This window comes from Cypionkella sp. TWP1-2-1b2 (assembly GCF_049896245.1).
Taxonomy (GTDB): domain Bacteria; phylum Pseudomonadota; class Alphaproteobacteria; order Rhodobacterales; family Rhodobacteraceae; genus Cypionkella.
On record NZ_JAFCTX010000044.1, the window covers coordinates 1 to 13,328 of the forward strand.

The 13,328-nt window shown below is 57.7% G+C and carries 17 protein-coding genes and 3 pseudogenes; 9 read left to right on the top strand and 11 right to left on the bottom strand.

Features of this window, described 5'->3' with window-relative positions:
* From ACP7AP_RS20530 to ACP7AP_RS20575, 10 genes and pseudogenes are all read right to left on the bottom strand, one after another.
* A pseudogene (locus tag ACP7AP_RS20530) lies at positions 1-96 on the bottom strand (IS1595 family transposase); the annotation flags it as partial.
* Between the two features lie 451 nt (positions 97-547).
* Entirely contained in the window at positions 548-1,972 is a 1,425-nt protein-coding gene (locus tag ACP7AP_RS20535; RefSeq protein WP_426037220.1) for an aminotransferase class V-fold PLP-dependent enzyme, read from the bottom strand.
* A 4-nt stretch (positions 1,973-1,976) separates the two neighbouring features.
* The gene (locus ACP7AP_RS20540; RefSeq protein ID WP_426037222.1) at positions 1,977-3,419 is read right to left on the bottom strand and encodes a DUF4395 domain-containing protein; all 1,443 of its coding nucleotides are present in this window, start codon (positions 3,417-3,419) and stop codon (positions 1,977-1,979) included.
* A 115-nt stretch (positions 3,420-3,534) separates the two neighbouring features.
* The gene (locus ACP7AP_RS20545) at positions 3,535-3,924 is read right to left on the bottom strand and encodes a hypothetical protein (protein ID WP_426037224.1); all 390 of its coding nucleotides are present in this window, start codon (positions 3,922-3,924) and stop codon (positions 3,535-3,537) included.
* A 53-nt stretch (positions 3,925-3,977) separates the two neighbouring features.
* A complete protein-coding gene (locus tag ACP7AP_RS20550; RefSeq protein WP_426037226.1) occupies positions 3,978-4,289 on the bottom strand; it encodes a hypothetical protein in 312 nt (103 codons plus the stop codon).
* On the bottom strand, positions 4,286-4,507 hold the full coding sequence (locus tag ACP7AP_RS20555) for a hypothetical protein (RefSeq protein WP_426037228.1): 222 nt from the start codon (positions 4,505-4,507) through the stop codon (positions 4,286-4,288). The genes ACP7AP_RS20550 and ACP7AP_RS20555 overlap by 4 nt, the downstream gene beginning before the upstream one ends.
* Positions 4,504-4,743: a hypothetical protein gene (locus ACP7AP_RS20560; RefSeq protein ID WP_426037230.1), complete on the bottom strand. Its 240-nt coding sequence runs from the start codon at positions 4,741-4,743 to the stop codon at positions 4,504-4,506. The genes ACP7AP_RS20555 and ACP7AP_RS20560 overlap by 4 nt, the downstream gene beginning before the upstream one ends.
* Entirely contained in the window at positions 4,740-5,381 is a 642-nt protein-coding gene (locus ACP7AP_RS20565; protein ID WP_426037232.1) for a cytochrome b, read from the bottom strand. Before ACP7AP_RS20565 ends, ACP7AP_RS20560 begins: the two co-directional genes overlap by 4 nt.
* Positions 5,382-5,411: 30 nt before the next feature.
* On the bottom strand, positions 5,412-5,813 hold the full coding sequence (locus ACP7AP_RS20570; RefSeq protein WP_426037234.1) for a FixH family protein: 402 nt from the start codon (positions 5,811-5,813) through the stop codon (positions 5,412-5,414).
* A gap of 114 nt (positions 5,814-5,927) precedes the next feature.
* Positions 5,928-6,251: a hypothetical protein gene (locus ACP7AP_RS20575; protein ID WP_426037236.1), complete on the bottom strand. Its 324-nt coding sequence runs from the start codon at positions 6,249-6,251 to the stop codon at positions 5,928-5,930.
* A 146-nt stretch (positions 6,252-6,397) separates the two neighbouring features.
* Between ACP7AP_RS20575 and ACP7AP_RS20580 the strand changes: the two are divergent.
* Positions 6,398-6,484, top strand: a pseudogene (locus ACP7AP_RS20580) (ATP-binding protein); the annotation flags it as partial.
* A 405-nt stretch (positions 6,485-6,889) separates the two neighbouring features.
* On the top strand, positions 6,890-7,264 hold the full coding sequence (locus ACP7AP_RS20585) for a hypothetical protein (protein ID WP_426037238.1): 375 nt from the start codon (positions 6,890-6,892) through the stop codon (positions 7,262-7,264).
* 62 nt (positions 7,265-7,326) lie between these two features.
* On the opposite strand, the gene ACP7AP_RS20590 is transcribed toward ACP7AP_RS20585, so the two are convergent.
* A complete protein-coding gene (locus ACP7AP_RS20590; protein WP_426037240.1) occupies positions 7,327-7,491 on the bottom strand; it encodes a hypothetical protein in 165 nt (54 codons plus the stop codon).
* 90 nt (positions 7,492-7,581) lie between these two features.
* Between ACP7AP_RS20590 and ACP7AP_RS20595 the strand changes: the two genes are divergently transcribed.
* The 7 genes and pseudogenes from ACP7AP_RS20595 to ACP7AP_RS20625 all read left to right on the top strand — a co-directional run bounded on the left by ACP7AP_RS20595 (position 7,582) and on the right by ACP7AP_RS20625 (position 13,316).
* Positions 7,582-9,051: a TolC family protein gene (locus ACP7AP_RS20595; protein WP_426037242.1), complete on the top strand. Its 1,470-nt coding sequence runs from the start codon at positions 7,582-7,584 to the stop codon at positions 9,049-9,051.
* Between the two features lie 17 nt (positions 9,052-9,068).
* Positions 9,069-10,421, top strand: coding sequence for a multicopper oxidase family protein (locus tag ACP7AP_RS20600; RefSeq protein ID WP_426037244.1), 1,353 nt, complete (start codon positions 9,069-9,071; stop codon positions 10,419-10,421).
* Between the two features lie 37 nt (positions 10,422-10,458).
* Entirely contained in the window at positions 10,459-10,935 is a 477-nt protein-coding gene (locus tag ACP7AP_RS20605; RefSeq protein WP_426037246.1) for a cupredoxin domain-containing protein, read from the top strand.
* Positions 10,936-10,966: 31 nt separating this feature from the next.
* Positions 10,967-11,251, top strand: coding sequence for a copper-binding protein (locus ACP7AP_RS20610; RefSeq protein ID WP_426037248.1), 285 nt, complete (start codon positions 10,967-10,969; stop codon positions 11,249-11,251).
* Between the two features lie 493 nt (positions 11,252-11,744).
* A pseudogene (locus ACP7AP_RS20615) lies at positions 11,745-12,133 on the top strand (IS630 family transposase); the annotation flags it as partial.
* Positions 12,134-12,329: 196 nt separating this feature from the next.
* Positions 12,330-12,851 carry a TlpA disulfide reductase family protein gene (locus ACP7AP_RS20620; protein WP_426037250.1) on the top strand — a complete coding sequence of 174 codons (522 nt, stop codon included), beginning with the start codon at positions 12,330-12,332 and terminating at the stop codon, positions 12,849-12,851.
* Positions 12,852-12,875: 24 nt separating this feature from the next.
* A complete protein-coding gene (locus ACP7AP_RS20625; protein WP_426037252.1) occupies positions 12,876-13,316 on the top strand; it encodes a YqaA family protein in 441 nt (146 codons plus the stop codon).
* Positions 13,317-13,328: the final 12 nt, after the last annotated feature.

Sequence of the window (13,328 nt, forward strand, 5' to 3'; positions counted from 1 at the left end):
CTCCGCCAGATAATGCGAGCACGCTTCCTCGTCGGAAAACCGAGCGTCGAACGCTTGGCGGGACATAGGTTTGTCATTTTTCCATCTGGCTGGCATGGGTAGAACAATACCAGAACATTTTAAGTTGGCAAGCCGCGTCGCACTACATCATGTGCCGCCGGATCAAAGGGGATAAGCCTTACCTGAGCATTTTGCATCGAACCTGAGCATGATGCAAAGTGAAGCTCTTGTGCTGCACAAAAGGTATAAATACCTAAATACCGCTTTGACTAAGCCGAAGCAGAAAAGAGCCGGCTACCACCCTAACTCACGCCCGCTCCGGAAAAACGGTGCGGGTCATGCCCACGGCAAAGCCGCGCCGTCGCAGGACGTCGTAGTCGCTGAGCATCCGGACGACCGTTGCGCTCTCCGAAAGCGCATTTACTTCGTCTGCTGCACGCGCCGGATCAACCGTCGCGTATTCCACCACCGGCGGACAGGGCAAGCTGCTTGAACCGCAGGAACTGGCAATCCGTCTGTGCGATGCGATTCAGCGCAAATTTTTTAGTCACCGGTTACGTGACAAAGTAAAGTGATGAGCCAAGTTTGGTGCCCATCCTTCAGCGCTGTACTCACCGTTTGAGCAATCCTCGAAATAACCACCGCTAAAATGGCCACTCGAAATCTTGTGCAGGGCGTTAGTAAGTGCATCGACATCGGCCATGCTGTTGTACATGCCGAAGCTTGCGCGCACCATTCCGGGCATGGCGCTTCGATTACCGGCAGCCATTCCTGACCTGACTAATTGAACTTCGTCTCGGTGCATACCAAGTAAGTTGATCATATAGGGATGCGCGCAGAAGCAACCGTTTCTCACTCCGATCCCGAATTCAGTTCCAAGAATTGCTGCAACCAAAGCGTGCGGATGCTGCGTAAGATTGAATGCAATTACTCCAAGTCGTTGTGAGGCCCGTAGAGGATCAGCATCTCCATAGATCTGCAAACCATCAATTTGTGCCATGCGATCAAGCGCGTAAGAAGTCAGTTCTGCTTCATGGGACGCGATGCGATCCATTCCAATGGCGCTTAACGCACTGATCGCCGCAGCAAGGGCCACAGCACCCACGACATTTGGCGTTCCGGCTTCGTCCCGATCCGGCGCATCGGCCCAAGTGACGCTGTCAAGCGATACAAAATCGATGGTGCCGCCACCGCGATACTCAGGTTCGCCCTGCTCGAACGTATCGCGCCGGGCGATCAAGGCGCCTGTTCCAAACGGTGCATACATCTTGTGAGCTGACACGGTCGCATAGTCGAGATGAGCCGGGTCAGCCAAGTGGCCCATATCCACACATCGATGTGGGGCAAGCTGTGCACAATCCACCAGAATTTGCGCGCCTGCCGCATGTGCCTTTATCGCCAAGCTGTGAATGTCCGGCACGTAGCCTGTGACGTTTGACGCGCCGGTAATCGCCACGAGCCGGACTCGCCCGGCATGTTTCGCCAATAGTTTCTCAAAATGCGCGGTGTCCAACCGGCCCAATGCATCAACATCGATATGAACAACCTGCGCCCGGGCGCGCCATGGCAGATCATTGCTGTGGTGCTCCATCTGGGACACCAGAACAATATCATCGGGACCAAGTGGCAGCCGATAGGAGAGCTTGTTGATCGCCTCTGAGGTGTTTTTCCCAAAGATGACAATATGGTCGTCAGAGTTGGCACCGACGAAACGCGCCACGATTGAACGAGCATCCTCGTAAGCCTGCGTCGCAATCCGGCTCTTGAAACCACTGCCGCGATGCACTGATGAATACCAGTTCATAAACTGGTTCACCGTGTCCAGGACCTCCCGCAAGACGGGCGTGCTCGCGGCGTTATCGAGGTTGACATAAGGCTGCATGGAGCCGTCGAGCAGTGGGACTTGTTGGTCAATGCCGACAATGCGGTCGCGTAGCGGCAAGAATTGTGCATGGCTGTTGAGCTTGTTCATGGTTTCACCCTTTGTGATAGGTTCGTGTTTCAACGTCGCATGCGCCGTTTGCACAGATTTCATAGGCTTCATCGCGTTCTGCCCAGCCACGCCGGACCAGATAGCGATGTATTTCGCAGCCAAGACACAGACCGAGGACTGCCTCGAGCCACATCAGTGTCAGACAGATCAGACAAATCGTCAGGGGGAGCGGTCCGCGTATGCCCGTGTTCGTGATGATCATCATTGCAAGCGACATGACGAGGCCAAGCGTCCAGGCGAACCGTTTGGGCTTTGCTGAAACCCATTGGGGCGGCTGTCGGCGCGTCATCCAATGGGCGAGCATCCCGACGGGACTGTAGTTGATCCCCGCCATAATCCGAATCAGAAATTCTAAGAAGAATAGGGTCGTGACGATCTGGATCGGCGCATAAATATGGGCAAAGTAGGCGTAGGTGAAAGCTACCGCCCCAAGGGCGAGCGTCAGTCCGGCAGCGGCGCGCACTTGACCTTCTTCGAAGACCCCTGCTTGCAAGGGTTGCCCGTTCGCATCAGCACCGCGAATGACCTCGCCATACACGCGCGCGCCTTCCGTGAATGTGTCGCTTTCATCGGGTGACGTGTTCTGCCGCAAAAGCCCTGCACGAACGAGGAACGGGCGGCATTGGGTGACGATGGCGTGCTTAAGTTTGTCAGCTTGGGCCGAAACGCGGGTCCATTGTGCGGACCGCCCCTGCGGATTTCCCAAGCCGGTCGATTTCAGATATGTCAGTGCCTGGTCCTGTTTGCGCTTCACCGCCAAGTGCACCTGTGGGCCTTTGGCAGCCTGCCACGTCGCCTGCACCTTTGAGGACTGCAGAAGCCAACGCGATGCGCCATCGAAGACGGATCGACCCCGCGTGGTCGTAAATAACGCAAGTGACAAGATCAGCAGAAAGCCGATCACCGGTCCGGATGCGATGACCGACAAAAGTTGGGATACCCACAACGGGCCAGGCTGGTTACCTGCGTCAGTCGTAACAGCGACATTGGCAGCGCCGACGGCTTCAAGACGCACGAGCGCGGCAGCCAGTCGGTCCTCGACTGCTTGTAGTCGCGTCAGGACATCAGATTCAGCCGGGGGCGTTGCAAACAAGTCTTGTAATTCCAGGATCGGCGCAACGGGTTCGGTCATTATTCCTGACATAGACGCGCCGCGCAGAAGCCCTGCAGAAGTCCCTTCGTCTGCCCCTTGCATCATGCTTTGTTGTGGCGACCCGTTACCGCCACCCGGCATTGCAGATCCGGTGCCATCAGCGCCGCCACGCATGGATGCCATCATGGCGCAGGACTTTGGTTGTGCCTCACCGGTCTGGGGTTGCGCGGCCAAAGTTCCATCCTGTGTCGCGCCGGTTCCCGCCATCCAGACTGTTGAAAGCCCGAACCACAGAACAATGACGGCAATGGCCGCAACTGGAATTCTTTTCACTTAACCCTCCTGTGGCTGGCAGTATCCGGGCGGCAAGGTTGCCGTTGATGCGCGTTCTGTCGTCTGAAACCAGGGGCAACGGGCGCAAAATGCGCCCGCCCCAGGTCTGATTTGCCTAGTTGCCCGCAGGGGCCTCCAGCTTTTCGATCCGCGCCGTCAGGCTGTCGACGCTGTTGATGAGCAAATCGAGTTTTGCTTCAAGTCCTGCCGGAACAGCTGCCGGTGCCATGTTGTCCATGCCGGCCATCCCGCCCGCAGGCTTACCGCCCATTGGCATCATCCCCATCATCGGCATCTTCTCCATCATGCTCATGCCCTTCATCGGCATCGCACCATCGCCTGCGGCCATGCCTTCCATCCCGGCCATGCCCTCCATGTCAGCCGTACCCTCCATCGTGGCCATGCCATCGACAGCCGGTTCTTTACCATGGCCCGCAAAGGCGATAGTTCCAGTAGTACTCAGCAGAGCGATCGACAGTGTGGTGACGATTGTCAGTCTACGCATCGTGCATTCCTTTGTTTTGAAGTTGATTTCACAGTCAGAAGTCAGGCGCTTGGTCAGACCCTCGGTGGTCGATACAGCCGCTCGGATACCGTTAGCTGTGCCAGTCTGCGGTGCAGATCAGCCTTGATGGAGGTGCTTCCCGCGGGGGCTGCTATCTCGGCGTGCGTCCCGGCCGAACACTGGACGCATTGTGCCAAACAGAACGCTGCCATCTGACATCTCTCTTGCTGGTTTTTGCTCAGTGCAGCCGCCCCTCTGGCATGCACCATCCGTTCGCCGGAGGGTTGCATTTCGCTTGCGCCGCCAATCATGGCGACGGCGAGAAAGATCAAAAGCAGCACAACCGAGGTGACCGTGAGGTTCATTCCGATGACACCTCCGGCAGGGGTTGCGCCTGCTTTTCCGGCTGCGCGCGCGGGGGCGTCCGGTTCAGCCACAGTTTCAGTGCGCGCAGAGCGGCACTCCCAAATGCCACGACCATGACGGAAACGATCAACAAGAGCATGATTGTAGCCCAATCAGCCAACGGCCAACCGAGGATCATGGTTGCGCCGATACCCCCACCCATGCCGTGCATCATCATTTTGCCTCCTCGGAAGTGACCTGCCGGGCCTCGGGCGCACGACGCACAAAGATGAATTTTAGCAACGCAATGGCCGCAAGCAGCAGGACAAGTGCGGCCAAAAAACCAAGAAGAGGCCCTGAGGTCAGCACGACCAAAACATTAGATGCGAGGCGGCCGAGGAAGACCGCCATATCACCCAGAATATGGCCTAGACCGACGGGGCCATGCCAGCCCCAATCACCACAGCCCATCATGCATTCTCCTTGTTCATGGGCGCGGGCGTCGCCTTGCCATGCCCGTCATTCTGCGCGGCCTTTGGCGGGATGCGGCCCGGGAGCATCCGTTGAAGAACGTCGTTCTGCAGAAAAACGTGATGAAACAGGGCCGCCGCGACATGCAGGGAAATCAGACCGATGATCATCCATGCAAGGGTGACGTGAACCTGGTAGGCCGTTCCGACATCCGCAGGCGTTGTCGAGTGGATGCCAAGAGACAGCATGTTCACATTCGGCAAACCCGGCACATACCAGCAGCAGCCCATCCCGGACGCCATGGTCCATCCGGTGAGAGGAATAAGGATCATCAATCCGTAAAGGGCCCAATGAATGACTTTCGCCACCATATCCCCGAAACCTGCTTTGCCGGACTTCGCAGTTGGTGGCCACGAATAGCTTGCCCGGAACATCAGACGCAGCACGACAAGGCCCAACACGGAAAGCCCTGCATAGGCGTGCAGCAAATAGGCAATCCGTCGGTCGGCAGCGCAACATCCGCTGGAATAGTAAACGGCAAACATCCCTGCCAGCAGCGCAAGAAAAACCAGCGCCGCACCGAACCAGTGCAACGTGACTGAACCGGCGTTCGGCCGTTGTATGATGCCGCTATTCTGCATTGGCGACCGCGCCACGTTGATTTGCCCTTGTCATGGCGTCACGCGCAAGTTGATTTCCCGTCGAATAACCTCGGTCTCGGCGTCAAGATGGACTGCAATGGAAAAGCGCCATGCACCGGCCATGCCCAGATCTGCCTGAAAGCGGTATTGGCCGGGGACGTCGGATGCCAGCGCTTGGACTGGTGCGGTCATAGTCGCCATTCCGTCAGGTGCCATGTCAAGGCGTGTGGCGAATATGACGGCGTCCGTGACAGGTGCCTGTGTGCGCAGGTCAGTGACTACAACCGTCAGGAGCGCACTATCGCCTTGCGGCACATCGGTTTCGATGACCTTGAACTCATAGTCTTCGGGTGCTGCGCTGGCGATCGGTGCCGCGCCAAGGAGAAGGCTTTGTGACAGCACAAGGCTGCACAGCAAACGTGTAAGTTTCATAATGTCGTCCGACTGTGTGAAAACGCTTTCGCGCCCCAAAGCGTAGCATCAACCACGCTCATTATGCCGGTGGCCTCGGGCCACGCGTTTTGGGGCGCGATGCGCCCCATACAGTCAGATTTTGGGAGGTCGTCGCAGCCCGTCGCCATGCGACAAAGCATCTTTTGTGGTGTCTGTCATAGCGAAGACATCCGATGCGAGCTCAGGATGGAGCACGACCGACAGCTCCGGCACCGGGTTTGCAAACATCCCGACACCGCCCGGTAAGGCCATCGGACAGTCAGGCATTTTCGCGCAATCCCTTGCAGGACAGGGTGACCCGTCCGCCATTTCCATCATTGGCGCAGAAGTGGCCGCGGTCAGGCCTGTTTGAGGAGCAGCGATCATGATCGCTGCCAGCAAGATAAATCTGCCAATTATGCCCAGAGCATACTTCATTAAATTTTACTGCCACTCAGCCGCTGTTTTTTCAATACACAAGATGCTGAGCAGAAATCTTCTGGAAGCAAACGCCCTTGGCGAACTCGTGTTCCTCCCCTCTCGTGGTTTGCCAGCAAACCACTGCCGGGCAATGGACGAGTTGGGGATACCTCAGCACTTTGGGCGGGGCGCTCCACTTCCACCTGCTGAGCACACTCTACGTGCGCACCAGCGTCGTGATCACCACGAACTCCGGAACTTGGGTGCGCAGCGTCCAATCCCACTCATGACAAAAGTGCAATTTTGTCATGAGTGCTTTTTGGACCTGTCGCTCGGCGAGCCAAGGCTTTGGGGTCGATGTCGTTCACCTTCGCAGCGCCAATTAGCAAACATGTTGGCGCCCATCGCGCTGACCACCGACCGAAGCATGCATCAGTGGTGATCTCAGATGAAGGAGGCGGGTAGTGCAAGATGGTAATCACCCCATCTATCCAATTAAACCCGCGTTTGGGCGCAGCATACCACATAGAAAAATCGCCCACTGGGACGGCACGCGTTACCGAAGTCTGGAGCCTAACGCAGTCGTGATCTTTTTCTAAATATTAGGCACGCCTTCCCAGGTTGCTCGATTTAGGCGCATCTGCTATCCGGTTTTCATGTTTAGCTTCCGCATCATTCTTTTTAGAACAATTGCGTTGCTTTTGGCGATGTCGGTGGGGCTCGCGAGCGCATCTTCTGCGTCTGCAACCCACACTTCGCATTGTGTGCCTTCAACCGAACGAGTGGGTGTTCAGCATGAGAAATCCACCAAGGAAGTAGCTGCCGAAACTCATTTACACGCGGTCTCGCAGCCCGACAACGCGAATGCCGACGGGGCCGACTGCGAACCCCATTTCTGTTCGGCTGTTTTGATCGGACTGGTCAGTTTTGGTACTGTTAGCCATATGGCAGCGCTTTTAAATACGCCTGAACCAGCAAATTTGCTCGCATTGTCGCGCACCCAAGGTTTGTACCGGCCTCCGAGTCTCTGATCTCGCCACGACGTCACTGCGTCTGACCTTGAATCGCACATGCATGCGAGGTCAACGCCGTTTTACGGCTGAAAATCAGGAATAAACATGAAAATCCTCCTTTTTGCGGCTGCGCTGCCGCTGGCGATTGCTGGTTGTGCGCAGATGCTGCCGACCGAGTCTGTCGTAAATTTTGCAGTTACAGACCCTGCAGCGACGCCCATTGCAATTCCCGCACGCTCTTTCATCACCGGCTTTGAGCCGCGTGTAGCGACAGGCCCAGCATCTTGGCGCGGTTCAAACGACGCGCAGGCACCCGATTCCGAGGGCACAAACTGATGCAGGGCACATTCATCGCAACGATCAGCCTGACGGGCGCATTGCTGCTTTCAGCGTGCGTGTCACCAGATCAGGCGGCGAAACTGGCCAATCCACGTGCGGGGTTCGATAATGTAGGCAGCACGACCGCCGCCGCTACAGGCAAGGAAACCGTCTGGATACAGAGCGGAGCGGAAGCTGCCGCGAACGCAAAGCGCGTCCAAGCCCTCGTATACAAGAAAACGATCAGCGCGGATACGGCCGTGCAGGTAGCACTTCTGAACAACAAGGGCTTGCAGGCGGCCTATGCTGATCTTGGACTTTCCTCTACAGATGTCTGGCAGCAAACCCTGCAACCCAACCCGACGGTCTCTGTCGGGTTGCTTGGGATCGGGGCGAAAGGGCTTGGCGGCTTTCGGGCTATCGAAGGCATGATTGCCAACAACATCCTGTCTCTGGTGACGCGCGACAAGCGGCGCGGGATCGCGGACATTCATTTCAGGCAAGCACAACTGGTTGCCGCCGAAGCAACGCTGCGGGTGGCCACTGACACTCGGCGGGCGTGGGTCGAAGCCGTTGCAGCCTATGAAGCGGCAGGCTTGATCGCACAGGCGCAGGGCACTGCGAATGCGGCGTCGGAACTGGCCGCGCGTCTGGGCGAGGTGGGGTCTCTCAACAAGGCCGAGCAGGCCCGCGAACACGCGTTTTACGCCGAGCTCACCGGGCAACGTGCGCAGGCCAAACTGGCGGCAGAACTCGCCAAAGAAGCGCTGACCCGGCAAATGGGGCTTTGGGGGGCCGATGCGGTGTATTATGTGCCCAATGCCCTGCCGCAACTGCCCCGCTCCATTGCCGCTCGCCCAAAGATCGAAGCCGAGGCGCTTGGGCGCAGAGTAGATTTGGCTATCGCGAAGTTGGAACTGGATGCTGCGGCTCGGAAAAATGGCCTAACCGATGCGACCCGTTATGTGACGGATCTGGAGATCATCGCGGGCTTTGAGGCAGAGCGTGAAGCCGAGGATGGGGAGGTATCCATCGAAACCACACCGCAAATCGAGGTTGAATTCGACATCCCGATTTTCGACAGTGGCAAGGCTCGCAAGCGCAAGGCTGAGACGGCCTATATGCGAGCGGCGAATGAACTGGCGGAGAAGGCCGTGAACGTGCGGTCCGAGGCAAGGTCCGCCTACCTTGCCTATACGGCAAGCCACCAGATTGCCCGTCATTACCGCGATGCCGTGCTGCCGTTGCGCCGCACCATCGAGGAGGAAGGGCTGCTCAGCTACAACGGCATGATCACCAACACGTTTGAATTGCTGGCGGACACGCGGGCGCGGTTGAACAGTAACCTGCTTGAGGGCAGCGCGCGGCGGGATTTCTGGCTGGCTGACGCGAACATGGTGGCCGCCGTCTATGGCGGCGGGGCTGCCGCCGGTGGCGGTGGAGAAAGTGGCGGAGGTGTCGCCGACGAGGGCGGTGCCGGACATTGATCACAGGAGCAAATGCAATGAACAGACGTCAAATACTCGGCGCCGGTGCCGCGCTTGTCTCGACCGGTGCCTGGGCGCAGACCACAAACGTGGGGCTGCCCGAAGCGCCGCTGATGGACACAGCCAAAACCCAGCCACCGCTGCGCCCGTCAACCGGGCCGGACTATAACCCCGTGGTCACGCTGAACGGCTGGACGCTACCTTGGCGGATGAACGGCAACGTCAAGGAATTCCACCTTGTCGCAGAACCGGTCGAACGGGAATTGGCGGAGGGAATGACCGCCTATCTGTGGGGCTACAACGGCCAGTCTATCGGACCGACCATTGAAGCCGTAGAAGGCGATCGGGTCCGGATATTCGTGACGAACCGCCTGCCGGAGCATACATCCGTTCACTGGCACGGGCTTATCCTGCCATCAGGCATGGACGGCGTAAGCGGTCTTAGCCACCCCGGCATCCCGCCCGGTAAGACCTTTGTCTACGAGTTTGATCTCGTGAAAAGCGGCACCTTTATGTACCACCCACACGCCGATGAGATGGTGCAGATGGCTATGGGGATGATGGGGATGTTCATCGTCCATCCGCGCGATCCCGCCTTTATGCCGGTTGATCGGGACTTTGTGTTCCTGCTGAACGCCTATGACATTGATCCCGGCACCTATGTGCCCCGCGTCATGACCATGACGGACATGAACTTGTGGACATGGAACAGCCGAGTGTTCCCCGGCATCGACCCGCTTGTCGTCAACCAGGGAGACCGGGTCCGGGTGCGTGTCGGCAACCTGACGATGACCAACCACCCGATCCACATGCACGGTTATGACTTCAAGGTTACCTGCACCGATGGCGGCTGGGTTCCACCAACAGCTCAGTGGCCCGAAGTGTCCATCGACATCCCCGTCGGTGCGATGCGGGCTTATGAGTTTGATGCAGTGCATCTGGGGGACTGGGCCATCCATTGCCACAAGTCGCACCACACCATGAACGCGATGGGCCACGATGTGCCGACGTTCATCGGCGTCGATAAGCGCAAGCTGACCGGCATGATCCGCGAACAGCAGCCGGAATACATGCCGATGGGCACCGCCGGAATGGCCGATATGGGCGAGATGGAAATGCCGCTGCCTGACAACACCATCCCGATGATGACGGGCTGGGGTCCGCACGGGCCGATTGAAATGGGCGGCATGTTTTCGGTGGTGAAGGTGCGTAAAGGCATTTCCCGGGACGATTACGCCGATCCGGGCTGGTACGAAAACCCGCCCGGCACGCAAGCCTACGAATGGACCGGCGCTGTGCCGGACGTCGTGACGAAAGACGATGCTGCCACCCACCTGACACCGCGTCCGGCAAGCAGCATTGAAGGTTAATCAACCCGGCAAAGTCCGGAAATTTGAGGAACGACAGATGAAATCTACCCTACTTGCGATGACAATGATCCTTGCGGCAACACCGATGGCATTCGCCGCGGGTACGCACAAAGGTGGTCATGACGGCATGATGGATATTGGCCAAGCGGCCGAGGCTGGCACCGAAACGCGGACCATTCAGGTAAAGCTGATGGAAACTGAAGAAGGCGACATGGTTTTTGAGCCGCGCGTTCTGGATTTCAAGGCCGGTGAGACCGTTCGCCTGGCCATCGAAAACGTCGGTGAAAATGAACATGAATTCGTCATGGATACTGTTGCCGCAGTCGCTGAACACAAGGAGCTCATGAATGAATTCCCCGAAATGGAGCATGATGATCCGAATGCGGTTCGTCTCGCTCCTGGTGAGAAAGGCGAAATTGTCTGGACCTTCGCCAATGCAGGCAGCTTTCAATTTGCCTGCCTGATCCCCGGCCATTACGAGGCCGGAATGCACGGCGCACTCAGCGTCAACTGAACCTCCCCCAACACATTCAAAGGATTATTCAATGAAACTGACACGCATCCTTGCTCTATCCGCTACATTGTTCGCCATCACTGTATCGATGGCATCGGCGGAAACTTTCACTAAAGGCGTGGTGAAAAAGATCGACGCAAAGGCGGGCAAAGTGACCATCATCCACGAAGAGCTGGTGGACCTCGACATGCCCGCCATGACCATGGTGTTCCGCGTGGCCGACGCTGCCATGCTGGAGACCCTGAGCGAGGGCAAAGAGATCGAGTTCGTTGCTGACCGTGTCGAGGGTAAGCTGACCGTGACAAAACTTCAGTAACTTTGAGCGAACTCCCACGAATAAGCACTGAAAGCTTCAACGGGTCGTCCGCTGCCCGTTGAAGCAACAAAAATCAGCTACATCGCCAGAACTGAGCAGCCTCCATCGATCCTCAAGACTTATCCTGCCATAGGCAGCAAAAAGCGGTTTAGCGGAGGCATGTCCGCTAGCATGGGTATAGCGAAAACCAACCCGATATTAATCCGTGAGACCACTGACATGACAGTAGCTGACCAATATCACGTTTATGTCCACGCCATCAACAGAGCCCATCCTCAGCTGACCGTTGGCGTGGTCGCATTGGTGAGGAAGGCGTCGAATGGCTTCTGAGTCAGACCATTCGGGCCGGGCGGAAGGCCGGTGCCATCGACGAGGACAGCGTCACCCCTGCCCAGAGAAGTCCGACTGAAAGTGATCGCGAAGACCGTTCAGGAAACGCCATCCAATGCCACGCACTGAAGCCGCGCGACGATGGCCGATGGGGTGGGCATATCGCCCCGGGCTGCCGCTGAAGAAGGGGCGCGCGGCGACCATGACCCACGACTACAAGCGCCATGGCATCACCACGCTCTTCGCCGCGCTGGACGTCAAGTCGGATCTGGGCATCGGGGAATGCATGCCGCGCCACGCTTTAAGCTGCATTTCACGCCTACCAGCGCGTCCTGGATGAACCTGGTCGAGCGCTTCTTCGCCGAGATCACTGCAAAGCGCATCCGACGTGGCAGCTACTCCAGCGTCGAAGATCTCGAAGGCGCGATCTACGACTACCTGCACCACAACGCCAAGCCGAAGCCCTTCGTCTGGAGCAAAAAAGCCGAAGACATCATCACCCGCGAACGCTGCGCGCTTGGAGCACTCGATGAAATCAGAGGAAACAGGTAGCGAGCGTCAGATGAAGAACATTAGCTGGCAAAAATAGCGCAACTCAACTGTATCAGACGGAAGCAGCCTATGTTTAATGCAAGATTAGTCGGCGGGATAGCTGGTGAAGACCGTGTTTTGCCGTCTCAGCCTGATTGCTCTGCAATGGGCCTGTTTGGAAAGTCCCGGACAGGCCTTTCGGCGAAGGGGTGCCGTTATGAACAGACGTTCCGCTTTGCTTTCCACCTTGGCGCTGGCCCTGATGGCCAAACCGGCTTTTGCCCGCCCGCCGTTCACGCTGGGGGCTGATCCGGTGCCTTTGCTGTCGCCACCGTTCAAGGATGGCGAAGGGCGCAACCTGATGCTTTCTGATTTTGCGGGCCGCGTCGTTTTGCTGAACATCTGGGCCTCGTGGTGTCCACCCTGCCGCGAAGAAATGCCCGCGCTCGATGCGTTGCAAAGAAAACTCGGAGGGCGTGATTTCGCAGTTTTGCCGATCTCCATTGATACAGGCGGGATCGACGCCGCACTCGGGTTTTATAAGGAAACCGGCATCCGCGACCTAGGGCTGTACTGGGGCGAAGATATCCGGGTGCAACTGGCTTTCGCAGCATTCAGCTTGCCCACAACGCTGCTGATCGACCGCAAAGGGCAGGAATTGGCACGTATCTTTGGGCCCGCAAAGTGGGACAAGCCTGCGGCAATCGGGCAGATAGAAAGCGTCATCGATGCGGGGTGATGGCATTTCTGAGAGCAATGCCACATGACCGTCCTTGCCGCCTGTTGGCTGCTGCTCGGATCGGCATTCCTGTCGGCCACACTTTTGCCCGGCTCGTCCGAGGCCGTGCTGTTTGGCCTTCTGGCCAGCGGTACGGGACAGCCCGCGCTGCTTGTCACCGCGGCATCGCTTGGCAATATTGCCGGTGCGGTTGTGAATTGGGGCATTGGGCGGTATTTTCTGCTTTTCAAGGACCGATCATGGTTTCCGATAAAGGATGCCACCAACGCCCGCGCACAGGCCTGGTTCGCCCGCTATGGCATCTGGTCGCTGTTGCTGGCGTGGGTGCCTATTGTCGGTGATCCATTGACACTGGTGGCCGGCATCATGCGGGTGCCAATCGGGCGGTTTTTGATCTTTGTCGCTGTCGGCAAAGTGCTGCGATATGCGCTGATCGTGATGGCCTGGCAATACTGGCCCGCGTGAAGCTGGCGGCGT

Bases quoted from the DNA above. Each gene is read 5' to 3' on its own strand.
- ACP7AP_RS20535 (WP_426037220.1), bottom strand. From the start codon at position 1,972: ATGAACAAGCTCAACAGCCATGCACAATTCTTGCCGCTACGCGACCGC.
- ACP7AP_RS20545 (WP_426037224.1), bottom strand. From the start codon at position 3,924: ATGCGTAGACTGACAATCGTCACCACACTGTCGATCGCTCTGCTGAGT.
- ACP7AP_RS20550 (WP_426037226.1), bottom strand. From the start codon at position 4,289: ATGAACCTCACGGTCACCTCGGTTGTGCTGCTTTTGATCTTTCTCGCC.
- ACP7AP_RS20555 (WP_426037228.1), bottom strand. From the start codon at position 4,507: ATGATGATGCACGGCATGGGTGGGGGTATCGGCGCAACCATGATCCTC.
- ACP7AP_RS20560 (WP_426037230.1), bottom strand. From the start codon at position 4,743: ATGATGGGCTGTGGTGATTGGGGCTGGCATGGCCCCGTCGGTCTAGGC.
- ACP7AP_RS20565 (WP_426037232.1), bottom strand. From the start codon at position 5,381: ATGCAGAATAGCGGCATCATACAACGGCCGAACGCCGGTTCAGTCACG.
- ACP7AP_RS20570 (WP_426037234.1), bottom strand. From the start codon at position 5,813: ATGAAACTTACACGTTTGCTGTGCAGCCTTGTGCTGTCACAAAGCCTT.
- ACP7AP_RS20575 (WP_426037236.1), bottom strand. From the start codon at position 6,251: ATGAAGTATGCTCTGGGCATAATTGGCAGATTTATCTTGCTGGCAGCG.
- ACP7AP_RS20585 (WP_426037238.1), top strand. From the start codon at position 6,890: ATGTTTAGCTTCCGCATCATTCTTTTTAGAACAATTGCGTTGCTTTTG.
- ACP7AP_RS20590 (WP_426037240.1), bottom strand. From the start codon at position 7,491: ATGAAAGAGCGTGCGGGAATTGCAATGGGCGTCGCTGCAGGGTCTGTA.
- ACP7AP_RS20595 (WP_426037242.1), top strand. From the start codon at position 7,582: ATGCAGGGCACATTCATCGCAACGATCAGCCTGACGGGCGCATTGCTG.
- ACP7AP_RS20600 (WP_426037244.1), top strand. From the start codon at position 9,069: ATGAACAGACGTCAAATACTCGGCGCCGGTGCCGCGCTTGTCTCGACC.
- ACP7AP_RS20605 (WP_426037246.1), top strand. From the start codon at position 10,459: ATGAAATCTACCCTACTTGCGATGACAATGATCCTTGCGGCAACACCG.
- ACP7AP_RS20610 (WP_426037248.1), top strand. From the start codon at position 10,967: ATGAAACTGACACGCATCCTTGCTCTATCCGCTACATTGTTCGCCATC.
- ACP7AP_RS20620 (WP_426037250.1), top strand. From the start codon at position 12,330: ATGAACAGACGTTCCGCTTTGCTTTCCACCTTGGCGCTGGCCCTGATG.
- ACP7AP_RS20625 (WP_426037252.1), top strand. From the start codon at position 12,876: ATGACCGTCCTTGCCGCCTGTTGGCTGCTGCTCGGATCGGCATTCCTG.